At 46.4% G+C, this 24,052-nt stretch carries 24 protein-coding genes, 3 pseudogenes and 1 CRISPR repeat array; of the genes and pseudogenes, 16 read left to right on the top strand and 11 right to left on the bottom strand.

Going from position 1 to position 24,052, the window contains the following annotated elements; translation table 11 throughout:
• Together QUB08_RS14155 and lnt are read left to right on the top strand one after the other, a co-directional pair.
• Positions 1 to 156: pseudogene (locus QUB08_RS14155) on the top strand (photosystem II q(b) protein); the annotation flags it as partial.
• A gap of 187 nt (positions 157 to 343) precedes the next feature.
• On the top strand, positions 344 to 2,116 hold the full coding sequence (lnt, locus tag QUB08_RS14150; protein ID WP_445300918.1) for an apolipoprotein N-acyltransferase: 1,773 nt from the start codon (positions 344 to 346) through the stop codon (positions 2,114 to 2,116).
• Between the two features lie 52 nt (positions 2,117 to 2,168).
• On the opposite strand, the gene QUB08_RS14145 is transcribed toward lnt, so the two are convergent.
• Positions 2,169 to 3,074 (bottom strand): bestrophin family ion channel, encoded by a 906-nt coding sequence (locus QUB08_RS14145; RefSeq protein ID WP_333225281.1) that lies wholly within the window; start codon positions 3,072 to 3,074, stop codon positions 2,169 to 2,171.
• A gap of 318 nt (positions 3,075 to 3,392) precedes the next feature.
• Here QUB08_RS14145 and recJ point away from each other — a divergent pair, with 318 nt between their 5' ends.
• A complete protein-coding gene (recJ, locus tag QUB08_RS14140) occupies positions 3,393 to 5,486 on the top strand; it encodes a single-stranded-DNA-specific exonuclease RecJ (protein WP_333225280.1) in 2,094 nt (697 codons plus the stop codon).
• Between the two features lie 121 nt (positions 5,487 to 5,607).
• Here the strand turns inward: recJ and psb30 are convergent, their stop codons facing one another.
• A complete protein-coding gene (psb30, locus tag QUB08_RS14135; protein ID WP_015175616.1) occupies positions 5,608 to 5,748 on the bottom strand; it encodes a photosystem II reaction center protein Ycf12/Psb30 in 141 nt (46 codons plus the stop codon).
• Between the two features lie 350 nt (positions 5,749 to 6,098).
• On the opposite strand from psb30, the gene QUB08_RS14130 reads away from it, so the two are divergent.
• The 3 genes from QUB08_RS14130 (at position 6,099) to QUB08_RS14120 (ending at position 8,037) form a co-directional block, all read left to right on the top strand.
• Positions 6,099 to 6,473 carry a YkgJ family cysteine cluster protein gene (locus QUB08_RS14130; protein ID WP_333154073.1) on the top strand — a complete coding sequence of 125 codons (375 nt, stop codon included), beginning with the start codon at positions 6,099 to 6,101 and terminating at the stop codon, positions 6,471 to 6,473.
• A gap of 202 nt (positions 6,474 to 6,675) precedes the next feature.
• Positions 6,676 to 6,999 (top strand): hypothetical protein, encoded by a 324-nt coding sequence (locus tag QUB08_RS14125; protein WP_333225279.1) that lies wholly within the window; start codon positions 6,676 to 6,678, stop codon positions 6,997 to 6,999.
• A gap of 750 nt (positions 7,000 to 7,749) precedes the next feature.
• Entirely contained in the window at positions 7,750 to 8,037 is a 288-nt protein-coding gene (locus QUB08_RS14120) for a YggT family protein (RefSeq protein ID WP_333102770.1), read from the top strand.
• A gap of 224 nt (positions 8,038 to 8,261) precedes the next feature.
• On the opposite strand, the gene QUB08_RS14115 is transcribed toward QUB08_RS14120, so the two are convergent.
• The 3 genes from QUB08_RS14115 to QUB08_RS14105 all read right to left on the bottom strand — a co-directional run bounded on the left by QUB08_RS14115 (position 8,262) and on the right by QUB08_RS14105 (position 11,399).
• Entirely contained in the window at positions 8,262 to 8,693 is a 432-nt protein-coding gene (locus QUB08_RS14115) for a hypothetical protein (RefSeq protein ID WP_015175619.1), read from the bottom strand.
• Between the two features lie 107 nt (positions 8,694 to 8,800).
• Positions 8,801 to 9,850 (bottom strand): shikimate dehydrogenase, encoded by a 1,050-nt coding sequence (locus QUB08_RS14110; RefSeq protein ID WP_333225278.1) that lies wholly within the window; start codon positions 9,848 to 9,850, stop codon positions 8,801 to 8,803.
• Between the two features lie 184 nt (positions 9,851 to 10,034).
• Entirely contained in the window at positions 10,035 to 11,399 is a 1,365-nt protein-coding gene (locus tag QUB08_RS14105; protein WP_333225277.1) for a P-loop NTPase fold protein, read from the bottom strand.
• Between the two features lie 299 nt (positions 11,400 to 11,698).
• Here QUB08_RS14105 and QUB08_RS14100 point away from each other — a divergent pair, with 299 nt between their 5' ends.
• Both QUB08_RS14100 and QUB08_RS14095 read left to right on the top strand, forming a co-directional pair.
• Positions 11,699 to 11,845 (top strand): hypothetical protein, encoded by a 147-nt coding sequence (locus tag QUB08_RS14100; protein WP_333225276.1) that lies wholly within the window; start codon positions 11,699 to 11,701, stop codon positions 11,843 to 11,845.
• A 517-nt stretch (positions 11,846 to 12,362) separates the two neighbouring features.
• The gene (locus QUB08_RS14095; protein ID WP_333225275.1) at positions 12,363 to 12,569 is read left to right on the top strand and encodes a hypothetical protein; all 207 of its coding nucleotides are present in this window, start codon (positions 12,363 to 12,365) and stop codon (positions 12,567 to 12,569) included.
• A 26-nt stretch (positions 12,570 to 12,595) separates the two neighbouring features.
• On the opposite strand, the gene QUB08_RS14090 is transcribed toward QUB08_RS14095, so the two are convergent.
• Entirely contained in the window at positions 12,596 to 15,379 is a 2,784-nt protein-coding gene (locus QUB08_RS14090; protein ID WP_333225274.1) for a phycobilisome rod-core linker polypeptide, read from the bottom strand.
• 680 nt (positions 15,380 to 16,059) lie between these two features.
• Between QUB08_RS14090 and QUB08_RS14085 the strand changes: the two genes are divergently transcribed.
• Complete coding sequence (locus tag QUB08_RS14085; protein ID WP_333225273.1) at positions 16,060 to 17,280, top strand: class I SAM-dependent methyltransferase; 1,221 nt, start codon at positions 16,060 to 16,062, stop codon at positions 17,278 to 17,280.
• A 199-nt stretch (positions 17,281 to 17,479) separates the two neighbouring features.
• Here QUB08_RS14085 and QUB08_RS14080 read toward each other — a convergent pair whose 3' ends face one another.
• On the bottom strand, positions 17,480 to 17,761 hold the full coding sequence (locus QUB08_RS14080; protein ID WP_333225272.1) for a hypothetical protein: 282 nt from the start codon (positions 17,759 to 17,761) through the stop codon (positions 17,480 to 17,482).
• Positions 17,762 to 18,253: 492 nt separating this feature from the next.
• Between QUB08_RS14080 and QUB08_RS14075 the strand changes: the two genes are divergently transcribed.
• The 6 genes from QUB08_RS14075 (at position 18,254) to QUB08_RS14050 (ending at position 22,199) form a co-directional block, all read left to right on the top strand.
• On the top strand, positions 18,254 to 18,499 hold the full coding sequence (locus tag QUB08_RS14075) for a hypothetical protein (RefSeq protein WP_190735412.1): 246 nt from the start codon (positions 18,254 to 18,256) through the stop codon (positions 18,497 to 18,499).
• Positions 18,500 to 18,721: 222 nt separating this feature from the next.
• A CRISPR array of direct repeats spans positions 18,722 to 20,583; the repeat unit is 36 nt; unit sequence GTCCCCACTCGCTGGGGAAACTAATTGAATGGAAAC.
• 131 nt (positions 20,584 to 20,714) lie between these two features.
• Positions 20,715 to 20,939, top strand: a complete 225-nt coding sequence (locus tag QUB08_RS14070) for a DUF433 domain-containing protein (protein ID WP_333225271.1) — start codon at positions 20,715 to 20,717, stop codon at positions 20,937 to 20,939.
• A complete protein-coding gene (locus QUB08_RS14065; RefSeq protein WP_333225270.1) occupies positions 20,936 to 21,268 on the top strand; it encodes a DUF5615 family PIN-like protein in 333 nt (110 codons plus the stop codon). Before QUB08_RS14070 ends, QUB08_RS14065 begins: the two co-directional genes overlap by 4 nt.
• A 123-nt stretch (positions 21,269 to 21,391) precedes the next feature.
• Positions 21,392 to 21,757, top strand: a complete 366-nt coding sequence (locus tag QUB08_RS14060; protein ID WP_333225269.1) for a DOPA 4,5-dioxygenase family protein — start codon at positions 21,392 to 21,394, stop codon at positions 21,755 to 21,757.
• Positions 21,758 to 21,909: 152 nt separating this feature from the next.
• A complete protein-coding gene (locus QUB08_RS14055) occupies positions 21,910 to 22,113 on the top strand; it encodes a type II toxin-antitoxin system HicB family antitoxin (protein WP_193972043.1) in 204 nt (67 codons plus the stop codon).
• Positions 22,110 to 22,199 (top strand): type II toxin-antitoxin system HicA family toxin, encoded by a 90-nt coding sequence (locus QUB08_RS14050; protein WP_332981394.1) that lies wholly within the window; start codon positions 22,110 to 22,112, stop codon positions 22,197 to 22,199. The genes QUB08_RS14055 and QUB08_RS14050 overlap by 4 nt, the downstream gene beginning before the upstream one ends.
• Before the next feature lie 166 nt (positions 22,200 to 22,365).
• Here QUB08_RS14050 and QUB08_RS14045 read toward each other — a convergent pair.
• Positions 22,366 to 22,485 (bottom strand): annotated as a pseudogene (locus QUB08_RS14045) (cyclic pyranopterin phosphate synthase MoaA); the annotation flags it as partial.
• Positions 22,486 to 22,563: 78 nt separating this feature from the next.
• On the opposite strand from QUB08_RS14045, the gene QUB08_RS14040 reads away from it, so the two are divergent.
• Positions 22,564 to 23,163 carry a Uma2 family endonuclease gene (locus QUB08_RS14040; protein ID WP_333225268.1) on the top strand — a complete coding sequence of 200 codons (600 nt, stop codon included), beginning with the start codon at positions 22,564 to 22,566 and terminating at the stop codon, positions 23,161 to 23,163.
• 26 nt (positions 23,164 to 23,189) lie between these two features.
• On the opposite strand, the gene QUB08_RS14035 is transcribed toward QUB08_RS14040, so the two are convergent.
• The 3 genes and pseudogenes from QUB08_RS14035 to QUB08_RS14025 form a co-directional block, all read right to left on the bottom strand.
• Positions 23,190 to 23,486, bottom strand: coding sequence for a helix-turn-helix domain-containing protein (locus tag QUB08_RS14035; RefSeq protein ID WP_242717105.1), 297 nt, complete (start codon positions 23,484 to 23,486; stop codon positions 23,190 to 23,192).
• Entirely contained in the window at positions 23,483 to 23,833 is a 351-nt protein-coding gene (locus tag QUB08_RS14030) for a type II toxin-antitoxin system RelE/ParE family toxin (RefSeq protein ID WP_333225267.1), read from the bottom strand. Before QUB08_RS14030 ends, QUB08_RS14035 begins: the two co-directional genes overlap by 4 nt.
• Before the next feature lie 88 nt (positions 23,834 to 23,921).
• A pseudogene (locus tag QUB08_RS14025) lies at positions 23,922 to 24,029 on the bottom strand (cyclic pyranopterin phosphate synthase MoaA); the annotation flags it as partial.
• Positions 24,030 to 24,052: the final 23 nt, after the last annotated feature.

Genomic DNA, 24,052 nt, shown 5'->3' with positions numbered 1-24,052 from the left:
CAAGGTCGTGTCATCAATACTTGGGCTGATGTCATCAACCGCGCTAACTTGGGTATGGAAGTGATGCACGAGCGCAACGCTCACAACTTCCCCCTCGACTTGGCCGCCGGTGAAGTCACCCCAGTAGCAATGGTTGCTCCTTCCATCAACGGCTAAATTTAGCTTTTGATTTAACAAAAAGCGCTCCTAGAAATAGGGGCGCTTTTTGTTTTGGCAAGTAGAATTTGATAGATTTCCTTCTGTTAAATCCGTTAAATCCCATACACTGCGCGTTGCCGAGCTTCCTTCTTCCTGATTAATCTGATATATTGATTAAGAATTATTATTTTTGGCAATCATCAAAGTGGCGATATTTAACAGGCACAAATTTGAAAAACTCGTGGTTCATAAATCCCAAACATTAGCCTGGGCGATCGCATTTTTTAGTGGCATTTTGATGGCATTGACAACCGCACCAGTAAATGCTTGGCTATTGGCTTGGGTAGCCCTAGTCCCCCTCTGGATTTGGGTTGTTAGGTATGAAAGACCAAAGCAAGAAGTAAAACAACCAAAATTCTTTATTCTTCCTGCTTCATTCTTCCTTCTTCCTTCACTCTGGGGAATTGGCTATCACGGATTAGCTTTATCTTGGATTATGGGAATTCACCCGATGACTTGGTTGGGAGTTCCTTGGTGGCCGAGTTTGGCGATCGCACTTTTTTGCTGGGCATTCATCACCCTGTGGGGAGCCGCCTTAGTCGCCGTTTGGGCGTGGCTATTTGTAATTTTCAACTCCCTAACTTTACCAAGCAAAAATCCTATTCTTATTCTTAACTCCCCCCCTTTACAAGGGGGGGCTGGGGGGGGTAGCTCCGATCTTGTTCTTCTTAACTCCCCCCCTTTACCAGGCGGGGCTGGGGGGGGTAAAGCTCAATTTTTAGCATTAACTCGCGTTTTAATTGGCACAGCTTTGTGGTGTGCTTTAGAAAGTATTTGGAGTACAGGTTCGCTGTGGTGGACATCACTATCTTACACGCAAAGCCCCCACAATTTAGCAATATTACACCTCGGTCAACTCTCCGGACCCAGCGCAGTAACAGCCGCTATTGTAGGAGTAAATGGCTTAATCGCCGAAGCTTGGCTTGAAGGAAGAAGTCAGAAAGAAGAAGTCAGAAGCAAGAAGTGGATTCCTTATATTTTGCCTGCGAGTTTGTGTTTAGTTTTGCATATTGGAGGATGGAGCTTATACAACCGCCCTTTGAATCAAGAATCTGCAACAGCTTTAAAAATTGGCATTATTCAAGGCAACATTCCTAACGAGATTAAGTTTAATTCAGGGGGCTGGGCGCGCGCTTTGGAAGGTTACACTATTGGATACAAACAGTTAGCAGACAGGAAAGTCGAGGCTGTGTTAATTCCAGAGACGGCTTTGCCTTTTATCTGGACAAACGAGTATCAACGTTCTACTCTTTCCTTTTACCAAGCTATTCTCGATCGCGGCGTTGTGGCTTGGGTTGGAGGATTCGGACAGCAAGAGAATAGTATCACTAATAGCTTATTGGCGATCGATCGCACTGGAGAAATTATCGGCCGCTACGATAAACTAAAGCTAGTGCCTTTAGGCGAATATATCCCTTTTTACGAAATCTTAGGCGGGATTATTAATCGGCTTTCTCCCTTAGATGCTCATTTAGTAGCCGGCAATTCTCAACAATTGTTTGATACCCCGTTTGGCCGCGCCATTGTCGGAATTTGTTACGATTCTGCCTTTGCGGAAATTTTCCGATATCAGGCGGCGAATGGAGGCGAATTTATGCTCACAGCTTCCAACAATGCCCATTACAAACCGCCCATGTTGGATCAACATCATGCTCTAGATGTGATGCGGGCAATTGAGACGGATAGATGGGCAGTTATCGCAACTAATACTGGTTACTCTGCTTTTGTAAATCCTCGCGGCGAAACGATTTGGAAGTCGGGAATTAATACCTATGAAGTCCGAGATGCTACTATTTATCGGCGGCAAACTCGGACTTTGTACGTGCGGTGGGGAGATTGGCTGACGCCTGTATTGTTAGTAGTGGCTGGGTTAATGCGGTTTCTTGTTAAAAATCAACCAGAAGCTTTTAGATTTTAGATTTTATCTACCAATCTAAAATCTAAAATCTAAAATCTAAAATCGAATGACTCTACTTATCTTTCACGTGTTCATGAACGCTAGGAGATAAAGAAATTAAATCGTCGATATTGCGCTGCATGGCAGCACAAATATTGTCCAAAGGCAAATCATTGTCATCGTGCCCGAAGGGATTTTCTATTTCAATGCCGATTTCTTCGATACCGAACAAAGTAAAACTAATTAAAGCCACAACTAAGCCTGTTCCCCAACCCAAATCTTTCACCATTTGAAAGGGCAGTGCCAAACAGTAAAGCAACAATAGTTGTTTCAGGTGAATCGCGTAAGCCAAAGGGATAGGCGTCTTCAAAATCCGCTCGCAGCCGCCTAATACATCAATCATAGAGTTGATCAACTCCTTCATAGCAGTTAACTGATAGACATCAACGCAATTGCCCTCATACTGCTCGTGCAAGTAATCCTCAATCCAAAAGGCAATTTCTAGAGGCGGATTGTTCATCGACTTGAGCTTTTGGTACTGCGCTGGGGACATTAACGGCTCCAACTCTGGATTGACTGATTCTTGCCGCAAGTGCAATTTCAGCGCCACTGCAAAGGCAGGTAACAGGCGCAGGACTGACTTTTTGATCACGATATCCTGCGGGTCTTTTTCCTCAATTGCTACCCAGATTTGGCGCGCCAAATTGCGGACGTTGTTGACTAAAGTTCCCCAAAATTTTCTACCTTCCCAAAATCTTTCGTAGGCTGTATTTGTCCGAAAAACTAACAGTAAACCCAGGACAATACTCGGTACAATACTCGACAAAATTGGTAAGGAAACGGGCAATTTAAAAAAGTGCAGCAGGGAAATAAAAACTCCAAAGCCTCCGCACAGCAAAACCCGGGGCCAAATTGAGGGAATGACAGACCCCCGAACCTGTAATGCAATTTTAAACCAAGACGGTCGATCGACACTCATGCAAGTCTCCTCATTAAATTAAATTCGCCCTCTGGGCCCCAAGTCCATTTTCGATTTTCGATTGACTCCACAGATGCAATCTGGGGGTTGGAACTTTGGTCTAATTTTTTTTGCTCTCCACGACTCCTATCGGGCGCTGGTATAAGTATTTGCGTGCGGTGAGAGCTTCAGAAAAAAGCTTTCCTACAAACAACTTTTGGATTTTACCCAAAAAACTCATCAGCATCAATCTAAAATCTACAATCTAAAATCTAAAATGGATTGACTGATGCACTTAATTCGGTAAGATTAATCATGTATCTTTAAACCTCAGATTCCGTGCAAGAGCTACCGACATCTGTGCCCCCGCATTTTCACCGATTGCCAAACCAACGGTGGCAAATTTATTCGCCTCAACCACAGCAAGCCGAACAGTTTGCCGCTGAAATCGGTTTGTCGCCCTTGCTGGGACAGGTGCTGATTAACCGCGGCATCGATTCTCTGAAAGAAGTGCAAGGGTTTATCGAACCAGAATCTCTGGTTTTGCCCGCGCCAAAGGATGAGTTTCCCGATTTGGCTGCGAGTGTCAAATTTTTGCGGGAGGCGATTTCGGGAGGGCAAAAAATTGCGATTTGCGGCGACTACGATGCTGACGGGATGACGAGCACGGCTTTGTTGTTACGCGCTCTCAGGGTTCTGGGCGCGAATGTGGATTATGCTATTCCCAGCCGGATGCGAGAAGGTTATGGGATTAACGATCGCATTGTAGAAGAATTTCACGCCGAAGGTGTTGCTCTCATTCTGACTGTTGACAACGGCATTGCAGCTTTTGGTCCGGTGGCCAGAGCGCGAGAACTCGGTGTCAAAGTTATTATTACAGACCACCACGATTTGCCGCCAAAACTGCCGCCGGCTGATGCTATTCTCAACCCAAAATTAATTGCAGAATCTTCGCCTTATCGCGGTTTGGCTGGCGTAGGCGTTGCTTATGTTTTGGCGATTACTTTGGCGATAGATATGCAGAAAGTGGACGGGTTGGTGAATCCGCTGCTGGAGTTATTTACTTTGGGAACAATTGCGGATTTGGCACCTTTGACTGGAGTTAACCGCCGCTGGGTAAAGCGGGGTTTGCGGCTGTTGCCTCATTCGCAATTGGCGGGTATTCAGGCTTTGATTCATGTGGCAGGAGTCCAGCCGGGAAGTGGGGAAAGTCCCTCAATTCTCAAATCGCAAAATAAAACTAAGAATTCCTTAAAGCCTGAAGATATTGGTTTTCGACTTGGGCCCCGGATCAATGCTGTGGGGCGGCTGGCTGACCCTCAAATTGTGATAGAGTTGCTGACAACGGACGATCGCGAATTGGCTCTCAAAAACGCGATGCAGTGCGAACAAATTAATCAGCGCAGGCAGGAGTTGTGCCAGGAAATTGAGCAGGAAGCCATCGCTTGGTGCGAGGAAAGTGAGCTCGACTTGCAGCAAGAACGAGTTTTAGTTGTCGTGCAACCGGGTTGGCACCACGGGGTGATCGGGATTGTAGCTTCTCGGTTGGTGGAACGCTACGGCGTACCTGTGTTTATTGGTACTTTTGAGGATGAGGCTGTAGGGGCGGTGCCCCCGTGCCCGCCCGCTAAAATTGTGCGGGGTTCAGCGAGGGGAATTCCTGAGTTTAATGTATTTGACGGGCTGAATTTTTGCGCGGATTTATTAACTAAATTTGGCGGACACCAAGCGGCTGGCGGTTTTTCGATGCCGGCTGATAATCTCGAACAATTCCGCAATCAACTATCAATTTTTGCCAATCAATGTTTGCAGCCGGAACACCTAAAACCGCTGGTTTCAGTAGATGTGCGAGCGGATTTGGGTGAGATTAATCTCGACCTTTACCGACAAATTGATGCTCTGGAACCTTGCGGAATTGAAAATAAGGCTCCTGTATTTTGGACGCCTAATGTTTGCATAACTGAACAGAAAATTGTGGGTAAAGGAGGTCACGTTAAACTAACTGCAACTCAAGATGGAAAACTATCGGCTAGTGTGAAGGCGATTGCTTGGCGTTGGGGCGAATATTTTCCTTTGCCTCGGCGGGTTGATATTGCTTACCGATTACGGGAAAATAGTTTTAATGGCAAGACATCGGTTGAGTTAGAATTGTTGGGTGTCCGGCTTCCGGCAAATGCTGCTAGTTCCAGGCCGCCGATGTTCGGAAAAGTTGAGTTTGATTATTGCGATCGCACTTATTCTTGCAGTCTGTCTCCCGTCGGATCTAGCGAGGAATTGAGAATTCGCAACTCTCAAGGGCAAGTTTTGGCTGTTGCACCCGGACAAAACATCGGTTTGTTAGGCAACTCTCGCAAAGATGCTAGAGAAGTCGATGTATCTCTACCTTTTTTTGAGAATTTGATTCAAACTGCTAAACACGCCCTGGGTATTTGATAACTCGGTATTTGATAAAAAATCTCGTGCAGCATGGAAGAGTGGCGATCAAGCGTTGTGAATTTTGTATAATTTAAAACTCAAAACTCCCAACTCTCGATCGCCCCGGAGCGTGGTATAATTACAGGTCGCCGCCTTTAGCTGCCAAGAGAAAAATCACGATTGGGCCAGAAAGCACGACGGCCGCGAGTAAAGCTACCTGAACAATGAGTTGGTAGTCTACACCACCCAGACCACTGAAAAGATCGGTTATAAAGTCCATTTGTCCTCCTGACTGTAGTGATTAAGTCTAGATTGTTGAATTAGAAAATCCGCTTCTGATTTTACCGGGCGATCGACCATATTTTTTAAGGAACTTTACAAAATTCAACAAAATGTAAACTACGATCGACCTCTCAGTCACAGAAAACCAGGGACTTGATGCCCCTTCCCGGCAAGTCCCCCCAATCTAAAATCTCAAATCTCAAATCGAACCGCCCCTTCGGGATATCCGCCTCCGGCGCTGGCAATTGATATACTTGAAGAGCTTTAGTCTCCTAAAGTTTGGCATTTTCCACATAATGCTCCGAATCTAAAATCTAAAATCTAAAATCTAAAATCTAAAATCAAACTATGGCTACTTGGCGTTGCGTAAAGCAGTGCGGTGCTTGTTGTTACCTCGACCCAACAGAGCGCCCAGACTTAGACGAGTATTTATCTGAAGACGAATTAGCGCTTTATTTGAGCTTAGTCGGAGAGGACGGTTGGTGTATAAATTTTGACAAAACCACCAGAGAATGCGGAATTTATGCCGATCGACCGCGCTTTTGTCGGGTAGACTCAGAGGTGTTTGAGGAAATGTACGGCGTTGAGCCGACGGAATTGAACGATTTCGCGATCGAGTGCTGCTTGGAGCACATTGAAGATCTTTATGGCGATCGATCTTTGGAAATGATCCGCTTTAACTCTGAAGTCGGAATTCTCGCCTTACCTGACGGTGTTGCATAATTGCGGGATGATTTTGATTGTTTTGTGGGATGGGATCTCGTAGCCCGAAGGCGTGTATTTTCACAGCAGGCGGGACACCCCACAACCATCCTCCTCAAATTGTGCAACGCCTACCTGACAACAACTAACAATCTCCTGGTTTCTCACCGGGAGAGTGTCAAAATAAACAAATCAAGGAAATATCGCGCAGTTGAGTTGAGCTATGAGTAATCGAGAGGGTTTTACAGGGGGATTTATTGCCGGAGCTGCAGTTGGTGGCTTGGTGGGTGCAGTTTTAGGCGCGGTGCTGTCGCGGCGCGCTGCTGAAGCTTTGCTGAGTGAACCTTCAGACGCAAAAACCAGAAAAATCCGCCAGAGGAAAGCCAGCCAACTCGAAGCCGACGGGATGGAAGTAGCAAGGCTGAGTTTAGAAGATAAAATTGCCCAGCTAAATCAGGCAATAGATGACGTGCGGCTGCAACTGGGCGACGTAAACGGGAACGCGCAGGGACACAACAGCGAGGGTTCAATCGCCCAAGACTCCTGAATCCATTTAAAATTTTAGATTAGTCTGGCAGATCAATGGGGGCTACTAACATCTTGCGCTATTCTCAACAACTGGCTTTTGGGCCTGTTCCACAAACAGTGAATTTTATTGTGGGGAGTAGGGGTTGGGCATCCTGTCCTGCCCGCCCGTAAAAAGCCTGATGCTCCCTCTTCCTCCTCTATCACTCCCCCAGCTATGCTAAACTCAAAGTTAAAGTGTCTGTAAACTTTACCAAGAAATTGGGTCTAAAGCCCCGTCCTTATAGGACGGCTTTAATTAATTGCCTACCTTATAAGCGTTTAGTCAATTAATATTTATTTTTCCAATTTCACTGTATTCTATTAAAATAAAAATAGAGTACAATGATATTATACTACAGGTAGAATAACCGCCGATACACATGAGACACCAAGCTCAAACGACTGGTCGGGAAATAATAATGGTTAGTGGGTGGCGAAAACCACGAAAAAAACAGCTAGGCTAACTAACGTAAGCCAAAACCAGAAAAGTAAACTTTTGGAATTTAAACCGTACCGAGCGGGCATACGGAAACCTGAGAAGTAATTCTCGAACGCTTGGGGAGATAAAACCCTCTGGGACTAACTAAATTAGGCTCGATACTTGGTTCAATTGAACGGGTATTTGGTTTAAGTATTGCCGCAAGGATAGCTAGTTTTAAGGTGTGTCGCCAGAACCAAGAATCCCCGCTGCTTTAGCACGGGAGTGTCAATCAAACTAGAAGCAAAATTTATGAGTTCTTCAATAGGCCTTTTGGCAACCACGCTGTCCACATTTCTGCAAATCTATGTAGCCCTGATGATTATTCGGGTGCTGTTAAGCTGGTTCCCTAACATCAATTGGTACGACCCCCCGTTTTCAATTTTGAGTCAGTTAACAGATCCTTACCTCAATCTATTCCGCTCGATTATCCCCCCCTTGGGAGGGATTGACTTTTCGCCACTGATTGCGTTTTTTGTACTTCAGTTCGGATCGGAATTCTTGATCGGTCTTTTGACCAGCCTGCAAACATCTTTGTAGTTGGAAAAGCTTAAGTTTTTCAGCATCGAGCGTAAATTGTTTTGCCGACCTAGCTGCCGACAACTAAATTTTAGATTTGACATTTTTAGATAAACTCCCCGGTTGAAAAGCTGGGGAGTTCATCGTAAATTAGAAATGAGAAATTGCCGGCCACTCAACAATCCAAAATCGAAAACTGCATCGCAATTTCACGGGCAGCCAACCCAAAATCTCCAAGAGTTTTGTTAGCGGCGAACCACGCCAGTAAAACCTGTAGCTTTAAATTGCTTGAGTTTCAAAGGTGTTCGTTGATTGGCTGCAACGGAAATTCTGAGCTGAAAATCGCTCACTCCTGGAGGAACTTCTTCTATAGAACCCAAGCGAGTCCGGTTTTGCATCACCGGATTGTCGTCGGCATCATAAATGCGGCCGAAAATATCGGCATTGACAACGGGTTTGCCGGTACTATTTTCAGCTTTCCCAGTAATCAAAAAGCAGTTAGCTTCCATAGAACTGCCACTGGTGACTGTTCCTTCTCCCATTTCGGCGGGACATTCGCGATAAGAAAGGTCGGAAAGTTTAATCTGCGTCAGAGCCCAAGCAGGTGGAGTGAATACCAAACTAAAAATTCCGATTAGGCAAGTAGCAAAAAAAAGGCTGATAGCTCGAAATTTCATAAATTGCGGGGCAAGTATATTTTAATTCTCAGCTTAGCGCGAATTGGGCCTCAAATTCCTCCTTATAGGAATTCGGAAAACTCAAGCTACTTTTTGAAGAAATGGCATTAATCTAGACCTAAATGCTGTCGCAAGGCTTGGCGCATCACATCGACTGGGACAGATTCTTTATCCAGCCAAATTTTTAAGGCGGCTGCTCCTTGTTGAACTAGCATTTCGAGTCCGTCAATAGCTCGCGCTCCCCGAAGCTGTGCGTCTTTGAGAAACTTGGTAGGATTAGGGGTGTAAATTAAATCATAGACGATCGCACCTGCGGAAATTCGATCGATCGCACCAGCCGCAAGCGGCGACTTTTCCCCCTGCGGATACATCCCCACAGGCGTCGTGTTCACCAGCAAATCTGCCTGCGAGATTAAGCTTGACAAATTATCCCAAGTATGCACCTGCAAATTCTGCACGGGCATCGGAGAATTGACCCAACTCTGCTGAAATTCCCCTAAATTTTGTTCGCTGCGGCCGACAACGTGAATCTCTGCACATCCCAATTGAGCGCATCCAGCCACAACAGCTCTCGCAGCCCCGCCATTCCCCAAAATTACCGCTACTTTCTGACTCCAATCGGAACCCCCCCTAGCCCCCCCTTGGTAAGGGGGGGGACAGGATTCAACAGCCCCCCCTTGGTAAGGGGGGGGACAGGATTCGACAGCCCCCCCTTGGTAAGGGGGGGGACAGGATTCGACAGCCGTATTGCCCCTTTCTAAGGGAGAGGTCGCCTCTTTAGCCTCCCCTTGGTAAGGGGGGGTTGGGGGGGTTTGCAGCGGCGCGAGAAAGCCTTCAACGTCAGTATTTGTGCCACACCAACCTTTGTCAGTCAGGTATACGGTATTGACTGCGCCGATCGATCGGGCGATCGGGGAAACGGACGACAGCAGCGGTAAGATGGCTTGTTTGTGCGGAATCGTAATACTAAATCCCCGAACGCCGATCGCCGCAAATCCTGCAAGAGCAGCTTTTAAATCCCCTGGTTTTACCGGAAACGGCAAGTAAACAAAATCGACTCCCAAGTGGGAAATAGCAGCATTGTGCATCGCCGGCGACAGAGAATGTTCGACGGGATGACCAATTACTCCTAACAGTTTAGTAGTGCCTTTAATCATTTTTGTTAGTTGAGTGTTGACTGTTGACTGTTAACGGTTGACTGTTGAGTTTTGTTAGGTTTCATACCACATCCTGCTACAGTTGGGCCCTTATTCTTTAGTCAGCTAGCAGTGAACTTCGTTGGTTCAGAAGCGATTTTCCTCGCCGAGTGACTGTCAACCGTCAACTGTTAACTGTCAACTGTCAACTGTCAACTGTTTCCCGAAACTCTTTGGCGTCAGCCAAAATCGGATTGACATCAAACCAGTAATCCTCGCCGTAACGGTATTCAAACACCCAGAGACTCCGCAGCAATATTTGGTATTTAGTTTCCCCGTTCACAGTTTTGGTAGCGGATACTTGGCGCAGCAATTGCCACTCATCAGGTTCGATCGCCAAAGTAAGCTGGTGGCGGCGCTGGACGATCACATTTTCCAAAGTTTCCCGCGACAGAGGAGGGTCTTGTTTCTGCAGACAGCCATACAGTAGTTGCAGCAAATTGCGGACATGACCGCCGCTGACTCGACACAGGCGATCGAGAGTTTCCGCAGAGTCGAAAACTTTGCCCACCAAAGCATAGCGCTGCGAAGGATGCACCGTCGGAAAGGCACGCGCCAGAACCATCTGCCGCAGCAATTCCACACCCTCAGAGCACTCAGAACCATCGCTCAACTGTACCGGCACCATCGGCAAAACCTTCGGATCTACCCCAAATCGATTGGTCAACTGGCCCAAATCGTTAGAGAAAATCAGCACCAAAGGAATTGTATACACGACGTGGCAATTTAGTCTTGCCAATTGTTCGCCGCGATCGACAAACAGGTATTCCGGCTGCAGCCGCCCCGTCGGTTTCGCGCACAGGTGTATGCGATCGAGATTGTCGATAATTACTACAAGTCCTTGTTTCCCTTGGCGTTTGAGTTCTTGATTAGCCGGCTCCAGCAACTCCTTATTAAGCGCATCTAAAATTACGTTAGTTCGCGGCTCCAAATATTGCCTCAACTCCGATCGCAGATTCGGAGCATCTTTCGCCTTAGCAGTAATTTTGCCAATTCCCAACGCCAGAGAAAATTCTCCCTCCGTGCTGGCATTTATTTCCCCCAAACCAGGAACATTAGCTTCAGCCCTCAAGTCTATTTGAGTTTGAAAAACCTCAGCAACCCCTTTGAGCAAAGCTTTAAAACCCGTCGGTTGCAGCTTGATTTTCATTTTCTCAATGCTTTCGCTCACCTGACGAGCAACGCTCAACAAAATGTCAGTGATATCGACATCTGCCATGTCTAAGTCTTTACTCGACTCAAAGTAAACAACATGAAATCCTTCTTGCTGCAATTGAGCTTGCAGCCGCAGCAATTCTGTTGATTTACCAGAGCCGATGTGACCGGTGAATAATTGACAGGTAGGTGCATCCGGGGACAGACGGCTGATGGTGCGCTCCAATTGTTCTACGATTGTGCCGCCCCGCACTGATGAGAAATCGATATAGTATTGTCGGTCTTGTTGATTTGCTACTGCCAGGGTGTAGCTGGGATTGCAGGCGCTATAAAATTTCTGTAAATTTAGTTCCATACCCTGTTCCATCTTTCACAACATTATGCCCTAATTCCTTATTCGTTTCGCTACTTTACTAATCAGAACAAGTGGCCCGTTTATTGTACTGTTTTATTTTTCGGTCAATATCTTGATGTTGCTCATACAATTTGAGATTTGAGATTTGAGATGGGTAATGACTAATCACTATCGGGTTGGCTTATTCCCTCCCTGGCTATTCTTTTTTTAAACTTTTATCATCATACGCACTCACCAATTATACCTAATTTTTGCCTACAGGGAATGAAGGGAAGTCACTAATACCCGATAACTAGGCAATGGCTCTGTCTGTGCCGATCGCAATTTTGTATATTGAAATCAACGACGAAGAGTGGGCGGTAATGTTCTCGCGTCAAAGTGGCTATTTGAGTACGGTTAACCGAATATATAAAGGACGGGTGCAAGTTCCCGCCCCGACTTCATAAACCAATATATTGTGTTTTCTATGCTGAATAGTCCGATAAATTATCTATATTCAGCCTCGGATACAAAAAATACTTGTTGTCAGTTTGAATAAAAAAGACACGCTAGTATATAAACCGCCTTGGCGGTTGCTATATCGCCATTAACCGATTAATCATGGCTATAATTACTAATCATAAGGTTAGCGAAATCAAGAAGCTAATCCGCATTTAAATTGCAGAGTAAAATAAATTTTTCCTCTTGTGGGGAGTAGGGGTTGGGCCCGAAAGCCCGCCCTCAACATACAAATTAAATGCACAACAGCTTAGATCAACAAACCCATATTCTTTTCGTCCTATACTTTGTAGTTTGGTATTCTTGAGTGGCAGTTAGTGTGATTATTCAAATCCTAAATATACTCAGTACGGTCAGAGACCATACTGAATTGCCAACCATTTCTCACGCTTGCCAGCCCGTTATCAAATTTCTCTGTCTCATCAAACTGTGGTTCAATTTAGTCCACTTAAGTGGACTTCAGCTATGAGACAGGGATTTCAATCCCTGTCGGATTCTCGGACTCATCGATCGACCCCGATCGCACTTTTGGGGCGATCGGGTTTTGCTTTCAGTCCGCCGGGGATTGAAATCCCTGTCGGACTATGGAACTCGCCGATCGATCAACAGCGTAACATCACCAAAAATCCCCCGCTACAGCATTACCATAGCGAGGGATTTTTGTCAACCTAGAAAATCAACTTTCTTGCAGTTTGTTGTTAGCTTCTGTCGATCGCAGCCACAGGCTCAAAACTCGGAACCACAATCTCACCATTCTGCTTAGTCAACTGGTTGTACAGTCTTTCAGTATTCGGGAAATTAGCAGCCGGTAGAGTCGGAAAGCGGCGGTAAGGAACAGTATCCTCACCAAAAGCCTCAGCATATTCAACGCTGTTCAACATCGCGTTGATAAAGCCCTTAATCCCTTTACTTGCCAAGATTTGGTTATAAGTCCGAATCTCCGCTTGATTGCGGGGAGCACGGCCCAAGAAGTGCTTCGTACCCAACTCAATCACCTTAGTATTGGGATAAGGTGCGTAGAACTGTTTGACGTACAGCGACGAGCAGCCCAAAGCCTCAATGAACTCCTTCAGATTGATTTCATTGTTGCCAAGTTTGCTTTCTAGCGCCGTGAATTCATTCTTCACAACGTAGGGATTCAAGTCGCGTTCAAAAACTTGACGGTAAGCAGCTTGAATTAAAGTTTTCAAAGCTACTTTGTCCGAAGTAGTCGTCAGCTTGAACACCTTAGTTTGTTCGCGCCGCTTGCTGACACCTTGAGCAATCCGACTTTGCAACTCGATATCGCCCCGGTTGCCTGCTGTACCCAGTTCAATAAACCGAGGAGTTTCGGGCGTCTGAGCTTGGAGATTTTGCTCAGCGACGGAACCCGATCGCATCGTCCGCATCGACAAACCAGCGGGAGTTACATAGCGCTCGTAGGGTACTGTATCTTCCCCAAAAGCTTCGTTGTACTCCGTGCTGTCCATGATGCTATCAACCAGCGCGTAGAAACCCTTCTTAGCGCAAATGTCAAAGTAAGCGTTCATTTCCTGACGGCCATAGGTAGGGCGTCCCAGGAGTCGGCGGTGAATGTACTCGATCGCCTTACAAACGTAGAGCTTGCTCCAGTACATATTGCGGAACACATCAGACTTCGCCAACATCCGAATAAATTCGCGCATCGGAATCTCGCCGTTTTCCAGCTTAATTTCCGCCACCTTTTGGCGCTGGCCGTCGAACACATCGCGACCAAACACTTGCAGGTAAGCAGCCCGAATCACCGCTTGAGTCGAACTTTCGGTAAATTTGACACTGGAAGCATTGCTGTAGCTGCTAGAGACACCGCGGGCAGTTTTCTTGGAAGCGACATAGTTGCTCGGTAACTGGTCTAATTTAAAGACCTTGGGGCCCAGAGAACCAGGAGCAGCACCGCGAGCCGCCGGATTGCTCAACTGATTGTCAATACCTGCACCTTGACGGATCAGGATGCGGCGGGTGTCCTTGCCGAAGGGAGCCGGACGGCTCTTGGGGTTGCGAGTTTCTTTCGGGAAAATCGCGCCAAACTGAATTTCTAAGGGGTCATTACCAACACCGTAAACGTGCTGGTCTGGCAGAGGCTGCGTGTAGCCGGCAAACAAGGTGATGAACTGAGGAACCTTGCGGAACGGAGCGCTGAAATTGAACAAATCAATTTGCGGGCCCCAGTTGCGACACTCCTGAGCTTCTTGGCCCAAACCGCGCAGGTAAGGCACTGTTTCTTCACCGAAGTAGTCGGAATATTCCTGGGAATAAACCATCGCGTCTACGAGGGCTGGCAGGCCGCCTTTGCTGACGATCGCAAAATACTTGCTAAATTCCTCCCGCGAGCTCAAACCGCGGCCTAGGAAGTGACGGGCTGCCAATTCTACAGCGCGGCTGTTGACAAACGGCTCGTAGAATTGCTGACGGTACAGAGGAGATTTACCAAGGCGGCGAATAAACTCTTTCATCGAGATTTCGCCATTTTTGACCTTGGATTCCAAGTCAGAAATGCTTTGGCTGTATGCGCGGCTAATGTCGCGCTCGAATACTTGGCGGTAAGCTGCTTTGATTACTTCTAGCTTTTCGGCCGAAGACAGGCCGGTTTTCATGACGAATTTCGACCGTCGCTCCGCTGCGTTGAAGTAGATTTGAGGCAGTTGCAAGCCTTGCTGGTCGTTGCTTTCGCGTTGCCGCACCTTGTCTGAAGGTGTCGGAGCTTTGAATTCGGTAATTGCTACGTCGAAATACTGTCCGACGATCGCCGCTGCCTCTGCATTGTTTCTGAAATAGCCCAAAGATGCTGCCTTCATTTCCTGCATTGCCACAATTGTGGCCGCCGAAGAGCAAGCATTTTCGATGATTTCCCGCAATCCGCGCACGTTCACCGAAATAATATTTGGGTCGCCAGCTACGATCGCGTAGGTGATGTAACGCAAAAACCAGCTCAAATCCCGCAGAGATTTGGTCATGTTGCCCGGGCCGTAGCGCGAGACATTGATCGGCTGAAATCCTGCTGGGATTGGGCCGCTGTAGCCGCCACCGTTGCCAGAAAATAGATTTCCTAGCCCCAAGAAACCACCGCCACCGCCACCGCCACCGCCGTTGCCGCCGCCTGCGCGACCTTCAACGTAGGTAACAGTTCCCAGTTTCATGCCTTCAGAGACATTGCCCGATCCGCCACGAGCCGCACCGGCCATAGCCATCGCAGGTTCTTGTGGTCTTTCCAAAAATGCCAGCGGGGAACCGCCGGTAAAAATCCGGTTGGCTGCGCGGGATACTATCAGTTCCGAGTTTTGGGTCAGCGTCGCAGAGATATCGATCCGAAGAGCCCCGGAACTGAAATAACTTGCCAGTTCGCTGAGTTCGCCCCGCTGTAGGAAGCGGTCTTGCTGTTCTGCTTGCGAAATTGTTGCGACCGGTACAGTTTGATATAGTTGCGGACGCGCAACCGAGCTTCCACCACTTGCTTTTACAGTCATTAGACTCTTTCGCTCCCTATCCAAATAGTTGCAGCATTTAACCAGACTAACCTTGCCTTCTGATGCAGGTCAAAGTAGGTATTTTTGCTTTGTTTACTTTTTGCCTTTACCTGTCACGAGGTTCGGGCGCGCTTACTTTCTTAGATTAAAATGTTTTGGTTTCATCTTTCTGCCTGCGGGGAAATGTCCGATCCGAAGGCAGGCACGGGGTACTCCCTCCGCTGCGATCCGCCGGTATACCCGTGGAAAAAAAGACTCGGCAGGAGAGTTGCCTTTGGGCGATTGCAGCCAGTGCCTTGAATTAAAGGAAAAGAAAATCAAAAATTTTCTTCTGCCTGTTTCGGGGCTTTTGACTTTCTGCGGAAAGACGCCTCCGCTTTACCCGACAGTTCAGCGGTGGGCTATTGACAGTCCTTGTTTGTTAAAAAGCCTGTCGAGATTTATTGTATAGATTTAAGAGAGCTTATATGAGAAAAAATGATAAGTTTTATTACGCAGAAGCTGTCAGGGCTTGCTACCAGGGGTTAGTCGATCGCCCGATCGCTCTCTCTTAGGCTTCCCAACTTGGCGAGACGCCACTTTGGTTGCCAGTAACGCAGCAACAGAAGTGCATGGCGTAGCGCTGTTACCCCATAGCTACTGACAACCAATCTCAAAACTCACGCACAATTGCCTCACTTATGGATACTACGCCTGATATCAGTGCTGCCGTGCGGCGGCTTTACGATACTTTCCCTTTCCCGCCCGATCCTTTGTCAGATGAACCGCCCCCTGGGTACAACTGGCGCTGGAGTTGGCCTGATGCTTACAATTTTTGCACCGGCCAAAAGCCGCCAAAACTCGATATTCGGATTTTAGATGCTGGCTGCGGCACTGGTTCGAGCACCGATTATCTGATTCACCTCAATCCTGAAGCTTCGGTGACGGCGATCGACCTGAGTGAAGGTGCTTTGAAGGTAGCACAAGAACGCTGTCGCCGATCGGGCGCGCGAGAAGCTGATTTTCGCCACCTCAGCCTGTACGATGCCGCCGAGTTAGACGGCGAGTTTGATTTGATCAACTGCGTGGGCGTGCTGCACCACTTACCCGATCCGATCCGGGGCATTCAAGCGCTGGCGGCGAAGTTGGCGGAGGGTGGTTTGATGCACATTTTTGTGTATGCTGAGCTCGGACGCTGGGAAATTCAACTCATGCAAAGGGCGATCGCCCTTCTCCAAGGCCCGCAAAAAGGTGACTATCCCGATGGTGTGAAAGTCGGCCGTCAAATCTTTGCTTCCTTACCAGAAAACAACCGTCTTGTCAAGTACGAAAAACAGCGTTGGGCAGGAGAAAATCAGCGGGATGAATGTTTTGCTGATATGTACGTTCACCCGCAGGAAATTGATTACAATATTGAGACTTTGTTCGAGTTAATCGACGCTTCGGGATTGGAATTTATTGGTTTTTCAAATCCGGGATATTGGCAGTTAGAAAGACTTTTGGGGAAAGCACCGGAATTGATAGAAAGAGCTCAGGGTTTGACGGAACGGGAGCTTTATCGATTAATTGAATTGTTGGATACGGAAATCACTCATTACGAGTTTTTCTTGGGCAAAAAACCGGTTAATAAAATTGATTGGTCGGACGATAAAGCACTTTTGGCTGCTGTTCCTGAGTTGAGTGGTTGTATGCACGGTTGGCCGAGTCAACAAGTGTTTGATTGCAATTACCAATTGGTCAATTTGTCAAGTGCGGAATTTGAGTTTTTGCAAGGTTGTGTACCCCCCCCAGCCCCCCCTTGCCAAGGGGGGGAGAAAGAGGTACAGAAGACTGTTGGGGAGATTTTGGCGGATGTGGAGATGGGATTGGATGAAGTGCGATCGATCTTATCAAAACAGCTCATTTTGCTAACACCGAAATAAGACTTAGGCATAGGTCAGAAACCGGGTTTTTTACTAAATCTTGGTTATACACGGTAAATTCTGTGAAAAACCCGGTTTCTCGCTCGGAGTATAATTTCTGTTAAATTCCCGTAATCACTGCATTGACAGCATCAGGATTCATTGGGTGTGCTGTATCGATGCTACGCAGCAGTATGTTTGTATCTACGAGAAACGGCATTTAACCTCTGTCTCCATAAATGCTCTCTCTGCTAATAGCTTCATCTGAAAGAGTGGGGAGATTTAGGGTACGATGACTGTCAACCCATTCTTGAAATGCGATCGACCATTCTGTTGGGGTAGCTGTTTCATAAAATGGACGTTGTTGAGGTTCAATTAGCTGTTTGAGCATCGCATCTAGTAATTGTTTAATCTGATCCGCCGTGCGGTTGGTGATTTTTCCCAAAACTTGAGTAATCGTCTGTATCTCTTGTTCGTGAGATTGCTGAAGATTGTGCAGCATAATTATCCTTGAGTGCAAGTTTTTGGGCTGATGATAGCGGGGTCGATCGCACTTTTTAAATTGATTTTAATATTATAACTGTAGCGCAAAGCCTAGGAAGTAGGCGATTGGTCGTTCCCAGGCCAAAGCCTGGATGCACGTACTAGGATTTTCTGTGATTGCGAACGTAGTGAAGCAATCTCAAAGCTGACGCACCTTTCCCAAATCCAAAATCCCAAATGGATTGACACAGGCCCCCGTCTGCGGCTACGCTTTGAAGTTAGAGGTTGCTTTGCTCGAAGAGGAAGTAGCCCGCGTCGCCCAAAAATCTAGTTGCACTGCCCAAAGCTGTTGGTAGCAGCAATGGACAGCTCACCGCCAAACTGGTATCAGCAGTCTGGAGGCTAACGGAGTATCTTAACATCCTCTGTAGCCGCCCTGCTATGCGTTGAAAAGCGGGGCGGCTGGGTTTTTGGGTTTTTCTAGAAAACCCAAAACCAGGAGAACATAATTATGTCACAGGAATTCTTGCCTGACGACAACAAATTTGCACGGCCAAATGACGACTCAGCAGCAGAATCGGAACAGGATGTGGTTTGTGTAACGGTGACAGGTTCGCCCAAGGGTGTCAGGGAAACCATACTCACTTTGTACCGCCTGGGATTTGCCCAAGTCGGCGATTGGAGTCCCGTACAGCGTGCGGCTAATCCGAAGCAAGTGATGAGTGTGCTGATTCGCCGTCGGAAGCGCAAAGCGTAGGTGTGACAAAAGCACCTGAGCCAGCGATTATTTAGCTGGTATTGCGAGGCTCGCGGTAAAATAGCTCAAAGGCAATTTTTGCGTCGCGAGCCTCGCAGCATTACTGGGTAAGGGTTTCAGCTATTTTCCTGAACGAGTAGTGGTGCGATTTCTGAAAAAAATCCCTGAGCCTCGCAAATCGCCTCTGGACACTTTGCGCTGTATGGGATGTACAATGCAGGAGTCCCCACTCGCTGGGGAAACTAATTGAATGGAAACTTAAGGTATGCCGAATTGGGCGAGGTCTACCCACCTGCGTAAGCAGTCCCCACTCGCTGGGGAAACTAATTGAATGGAAACTCAGAATATGAGATTTTAATGTTGCAATATCCCCCATGAGTCCCCACTCGCTGGGGAAACTAATTGAATGGAAACATGATTGCTAGTTGGTATCCGTGATGTTCAGAGGTTGTTTTCAGTCCCCACTCGCTGGGGAAACTAATTGAATGGAAACTAAAACTGCTATTACCGGGAAAAATAAAGATGAGTCCCCACTCGCTGGGGAAACTAATTGAATGGAAACTCTTCTAGATCGAGGTCGATCGCTCGGTATTTAAAAGAGTCCCCACTCGCTGGGGAAACTAATTGAATGGAAACGTGTCGATCTCTTCGACTTCTATAAACCAAGGGCTTTGTGTCCCCACTCGCTGGGGAAACTAATTGAATGGAAACAATGTAAATCACTAGGCAATGCAAAACTAATTGGGTCCCCACTCGCTGGGGAAACTAATTGAATGGAAACAAAGCATCTGGGGCTTTGGAGCCAAATACTGAAAAGCTAGGACGTTGTGTCCCCACTCGCTGGGGAAACTAATTGAATGGAAACTACCTAGCGTTCCGCTGTAGGGCGAGAAAAGTGGTCCCCACTCGCTGGGGAAACTAATTGAATGGAAACTTTTTAGCTTCTGCCTTAGTTTTGATCCGGTTGAGTGTTTCAGTGGTCCCCACTCGCTGGGGAAACTAATTGAATGGAAACTTCACTTCGCACTTGAAAGCGATCGCAAAATGGCGATACGTCCCCACTCGCTGGGGAAACTAATTGAATGGAAACACAAACCAGACAATCGGGTCGTTTAGATAGAGAGTGTCCCCACTCGCTGGGGAAACTAATTGAATGGAAACTGAATATTGATTGGTTGGTTGTTGAAAGTTAGACTTGTCCCCACTCGCTGGGGAAACTAATTGAATGGAAACACTGCTAGCCTGTAAGAATGTAGTTTGTCATCTGTTTGATGTCCCCACTCGCTGGGGAAACTAATTGAATGGAAACACTCCGCACCATCTCAGGGCGTTCTGCTGTTAATTCGAGGGGTCCCCACTCGCTGGGGAAACTAATTGAATGGAAACCGGGCTATTACCCTATACTTTTTTATCAATAGGGCTACTTTACGTCCCCACTCGCTGGGGAAACTAATTGAATGGAAACTGTCCTTTGGTTAGTAAATATAGGGAATGTACTTTCAGTCCCCACTCGCTGGGGAAACTAATTGAATGGAAACGTTGTTATGTTATCCACGTAGAATTCGCGCGGCGGTTTGTCCCCACTCGCTGGGGAAACTAATTGAATGGAAACATTACAGTTGAATCAGTGAATCCGACAAATTGTCCTGTCCCCACTCGCTGGGGAAACTAATTGAATGGAAACTGTAAACCTCCATGATGTATGCCTTTGCAGCCCAAAAGATTTCAAGTCCCCACTCGCTGGGGAAACTAATTGAATGGAAACAAACCTGACAGATAGAGGTGGATGAGAGTTTGCTTGACTCGTCCCCACTCGCTGGGGAAACTAATTGAATGGAAACTCCTTTATACCCAGCTTTCCAAGCACTTTTAGCCCCTTGATTAGTCCCCACTCGCTGGGGAAACTAATTGAATGGAAACTTCCAGAAGAAGTGGGTCTCACTAGGCTGGTAGCTGATGCCCGAAGTTGTCCCCACTCGCTGGGGAAACTAATTGAATGGAAACAAGGTAGTAGTCCCGTTTGTTACAACGGCTTTGTTACTCATAGAGTCCCCACTCGCTGGGGAAACTAATTGAATGGAAACTAATCTCCTTGGCTACTTTCAACGTCAGGCTTCTTTTTTTCTCACTACTTGCTCAAACCTGAAATCCTGACCTAAACCAACCAGGATTATTTGCAACTATAATTACGCTTATTAGTACAAAATATTGCTTTATGGACTACCACGACATCATCACAATTGAACCGGGAAAACGCAGTGGCAAACCATGTATTCGGGGAATGCGAATCACCGTCTACGACATCTTAGAATATCTCGCCGGTGGCATGACGGAAGCAGAAATTCTGGAAGATTTTTCAGAATTAACTTCGGCAGACATCAAAGCCTGCCTTGCTTTTGCGGCAGATCGTGAGAAAAAGTTATTTGTGGTATCCCTGTGAAACTGCTATTCGACGAAAACCTCTCAGACCGAATTCTTCAGAAAATTCTCGGTTTGTATCCCGATTCTGTTCATGTCAAAACCCTAGGACTGACAAATACTGATGATGCAGAAATTTGGGAATATGCAAAGACAAATGATTTTGTGATTGTTTCCAAAGATTCTGACTTTCATCAACGGAGTTTACTTTACGGTCATCCTCCCAAATTTATTTATCTCCGTGTTGGCAATTGCTCAACATCTAAAATTGTTCAAATTCTGCGAGATGAAATCGCTATCATTAGTCAGTTTGGAGATAGAGAAGCAGAGAGTATACTGGTATTGTCCTAGCATGAAACCAAAAAAGCAAAGATTGAGGAGATATCAACTTAAGGATTTTACAGGAGTGAATAAAATATCCAGCAAGTTAAGCTAATATAAAGTTGTTGATCTCTGCTCAATAATTTACTAAAAATGATGAAAGAAGACACCATTAACATCGTTGGTTTTCATGGACATATTTACTTCGACGCTGATAATCGCGATGCAGCAGCGCGTGTACGAGAAGGATTGACTCAGTTTGAAGTACAGCTTGGGCGCTGGCACGACAAACCTATTGGCCCCCACCCCCAAGCAATGTATCAAGTTGCATTTTTACCAGACCAGTTTGGCAAAGTGGTTCCCTGGTTAATGCTGAATCGTGAGGGGCTCGATATTCTCATTCACCCTGAAACAGGCGACGATGTGGCCGACCATACGAAACATTCTTTGTGGCTAGGAGAGAAACTAGAGTTGAATATCGAAGTCCTGCGACCTAGGACAGGTAACGCCAGCTTTTGATCGATCCGCGCAAGGCGAAGGCGTTACTCCAGACTGACTTATCGCTGATAATAGATAATTAGCCGCCGATTTGAGACATTGTGCGGCGACTATAATTTCCTGTATTTATTAATAATCGTTATAATATCCTTAACAAATGACTGAATAAATGTATGAAAATTAGAGCAATCATCCATCCCGCAGAAGAAGGTGGCTATTGGGCTGAAGTTCCCGCACTTCCTGGGTGCATTACCGAAGGAGATACTATGGAAGAAGTGATGGCTAATTTAAAAGATGCGATTGAAGGTTGGCTCGATGTTGCTAATAGTCGTGAAGCAATTGCCTCCACAGATAAAATTGTTGAAATTGCTGTATGAAATCTATTTCAGGGAAGCGACTGTGCAAAATAGTAGAGCAGAAAGGTTGGGTTTTGAAAAGAGTTACTGGCAGTCATCATATCTAGGAAAACGCCGAAATAGAACAAATTTTGTCAATTCCCGTTCACCGGAATCAAGATTTGAAAGTTGGAACCTTAAAAGCCTTGATGAAAATAGCCCAGCTATCTGAGGAAGATTTACAAAGTTTGTCTTAGGTATAATCTATTTTGAGAGCGCTCGATTTCGGGCACTTCACCCGCCGATTTGAGACATAGTGCGGCTGTAATTTCCTTGAGTAGTTCCCGAATCTCGCTGCTTGAAATTAATCTCCGGTTTAATATTCAATATCTGCTGCACTCGATCGCGCAATTCGCTTAGAATCACTGCTGTCACCACTTCCTCCGGCTGAGGAATTGCCTTAAAAACTATAGCAATCCTGGAAGGTAAAAGATGATACAAGCCCACAAGCCAAAACTTACCTTTGAAGAATACCTCGCCTACGAGGACGACACCGACAACCGCTATGAACTAATTAACGGAGAGTTAATTACATTGCCGCCAGAATCGGGCCCCAACAATTTCATTGCTAACTATCTACTATTCACTCTGGCTAGTAGCGGGTTCATCCCACTGAGGCTGATCAGAACACATCTGTGCGAAATCCAAGTTCCGATCCTGCGCGAGGGCGATGCAGCTAACCGTTACCCCGATTTGGTAATTTTGCAGCCGGAACACATCTTGCTGACAGCTTCCAGGCTTACTGTCACCATTGATATGCCGCCCCCTCAGTGGGTTGTCGAAGTTGTTAGTCCCGGTAGAGTTGGGCGCGATCGCGATTACATTAGCAAACGAGCCCAATATGCAGCGCGGGGTATCCCTGAATATTGGATTGTTGACCCTCAAGAGCAGATAGTAGCGGTACTTCAACTAGAATCGGGTGAGTATGTCGAAGTTGGGATGTTTCAAGGGGAACAAACACTTGTTTCTCCAACATTTCCGCAGTTGAATTTAACGGCTGGACAAGTTTTGGGAGGAGAGTTTCAGTTGTAGAATGCGCCAAATTGCATAATTTTCACCTAAGCTACCTTGGGGCAAATTTCGACTTTGACAGTCATACCTACTTTATTGAGCATTGCAATCAGACTGTCAACGGAAAACTGCCCTATTTTACCTTGAGTTAGAGCTTTGATTCGATCGTTGGACTGTTGGAGATGTTGAGCCGTTTGATCGAGAGTCCAACCGCGCTCTTTAATCTGATGAGTCAGGGCGAGAATTAGTTGCGATCGGATTAGTAAGTTATCAGCTTCTTCAGATGAGAATCCGAGGTCTAGAAAGATATTATCGACTGCTTGGGTAATAGTATTTTCGCTCATTGTTCCGGTTCTCTTGAGTTTAAACGATTTTGTAACAACTCTTGGTAGCGTTTCTGCCCAACTTCGATATTTTTATGGGCTGTTTTCTGAGTTTTCTTTTGGAAGGCATGGAGCACATAAATAGCTTCTTCAAATCTAGCAATATCGAAAACCCGATAGGCATTTTCTGTCCGAATCCGAATTTCTTCAACGCCTTTACCTACGATCGACATCGGTTTAAAGTCTGGTGGTTGTATGCCCTGCTGGAGAGTCCAAAGTGAAAAACCGGCTTCTTTTCGGGCATCTTCAGGAAGAGATTGGATTTCTTCGCGGGCAGGGCCAACCCACCGAATCGGCTTGATGGTCATCGAGTTTGTTGAGAATCGAATACTGTGACAATTATACTCAAGTATTGCCTTAAGTATTTTATTTCTTCAGCGCTCTATGTCGGTTAGTTCAGCCGCCGATTTGAGACATGGTGCGGCTGTAATTTCCTTGAGTAGTTCCCGAATCCCGCTGCTTGAAATTAATCTCCGGTTTAATCTCTAATATGTGCCGCACTCGATCGCATTTAATATAATTATTTG

This window comes from Microcoleus sp. BR0-C5 (assembly GCF_036705045.1).
GTDB lineage: Bacteria > Cyanobacteriota > Cyanobacteriia > Cyanobacteriales > Microcoleaceae > Microcoleus.
This window is presented reverse-complemented; position numbering and strand designations above follow the sequence as displayed.

What these genes read in the sequence shown, in the direction of transcription:
- QUB08_RS14145 (WP_333225281.1), bottom strand. Translation starts at nt 3,074, where the DNA reads ATGAGTGTCGATCGACCGTCTTGGTTTAAAATTGCATTACAGGTTCGG.
- psb30 (WP_015175616.1), bottom strand. Translation starts at nt 5,748, where the DNA reads ATGGACTTTATAACCGATCTTTTCAGTGGTCTGGGTGGTGTAGACTAC.
- QUB08_RS14130 (WP_333154073.1), top strand. Translation starts at nt 6,099, where the DNA reads ATGGCTACTTGGCGTTGCGTAAAGCAGTGCGGTGCTTGTTGTTACCTC.
- QUB08_RS14125 (WP_333225279.1), top strand. Translation starts at nt 6,676, where the DNA reads ATGAGTAATCGAGAGGGTTTTACAGGGGGATTTATTGCCGGAGCTGCA.
- QUB08_RS14120 (WP_333102770.1), top strand. Translation starts at nt 7,750, where the DNA reads ATGAGTTCTTCAATAGGCCTTTTGGCAACCACGCTGTCCACATTTCTG.
- QUB08_RS14115 (WP_015175619.1), bottom strand. Translation starts at nt 8,693, where the DNA reads ATGAAATTTCGAGCTATCAGCCTTTTTTTTGCTACTTGCCTAATCGGA.
- QUB08_RS14110 (WP_333225278.1), bottom strand. Translation starts at nt 9,850, where the DNA reads ATGATTAAAGGCACTACTAAACTGTTAGGAGTAATTGGTCATCCCGTC.
- QUB08_RS14105 (WP_333225277.1), bottom strand. Translation starts at nt 11,399, where the DNA reads ATGGAACTAAATTTACAGAAATTTTATAGCGCCTGCAATCCCAGCTAC.
- QUB08_RS14100 (WP_333225276.1), top strand. Translation starts at nt 11,699, where the DNA reads ATGGCTCTGTCTGTGCCGATCGCAATTTTGTATATTGAAATCAACGAC.
- QUB08_RS14095 (WP_333225275.1), top strand. Translation starts at nt 12,363, where the DNA reads ATGAGACAGGGATTTCAATCCCTGTCGGATTCTCGGACTCATCGATCG.
- QUB08_RS14090 (WP_333225274.1), bottom strand. Translation starts at nt 15,379, where the DNA reads ATGACTGTAAAAGCAAGTGGTGGAAGCTCGGTTGCGCGTCCGCAACTA.
- QUB08_RS14085 (WP_333225273.1), top strand. Translation starts at nt 16,060, where the DNA reads ATGGATACTACGCCTGATATCAGTGCTGCCGTGCGGCGGCTTTACGAT.
- QUB08_RS14080 (WP_333225272.1), bottom strand. Translation starts at nt 17,761, where the DNA reads ATGCTGCACAATCTTCAGCAATCTCACGAACAAGAGATACAGACGATT.
- QUB08_RS14075 (WP_190735412.1), top strand. Translation starts at nt 18,254, where the DNA reads ATGTCACAGGAATTCTTGCCTGACGACAACAAATTTGCACGGCCAAAT.
- QUB08_RS14070 (WP_333225271.1), top strand. Translation starts at nt 20,715, where the DNA reads ATGGACTACCACGACATCATCACAATTGAACCGGGAAAACGCAGTGGC.
- QUB08_RS14060 (WP_333225269.1), top strand. Translation starts at nt 21,392, where the DNA reads ATGATGAAAGAAGACACCATTAACATCGTTGGTTTTCATGGACATATT.
- QUB08_RS14055 (WP_193972043.1), top strand. Translation starts at nt 21,910, where the DNA reads ATGAAAATTAGAGCAATCATCCATCCCGCAGAAGAAGGTGGCTATTGG.
- QUB08_RS14050 (WP_332981394.1), top strand. Translation starts at nt 22,110, where the DNA reads ATGAAATCTATTTCAGGGAAGCGACTGTGCAAAATAGTAGAGCAGAAA.
- QUB08_RS14040 (WP_333225268.1), top strand. Translation starts at nt 22,564, where the DNA reads ATGATACAAGCCCACAAGCCAAAACTTACCTTTGAAGAATACCTCGCC.
- QUB08_RS14035 (WP_242717105.1), bottom strand. Translation starts at nt 23,486, where the DNA reads ATGAGCGAAAATACTATTACCCAAGCAGTCGATAATATCTTTCTAGAC.
- QUB08_RS14030 (WP_333225267.1), bottom strand. Translation starts at nt 23,833, where the DNA reads ATGACCATCAAGCCGATTCGGTGGGTTGGCCCTGCCCGCGAAGAAATC.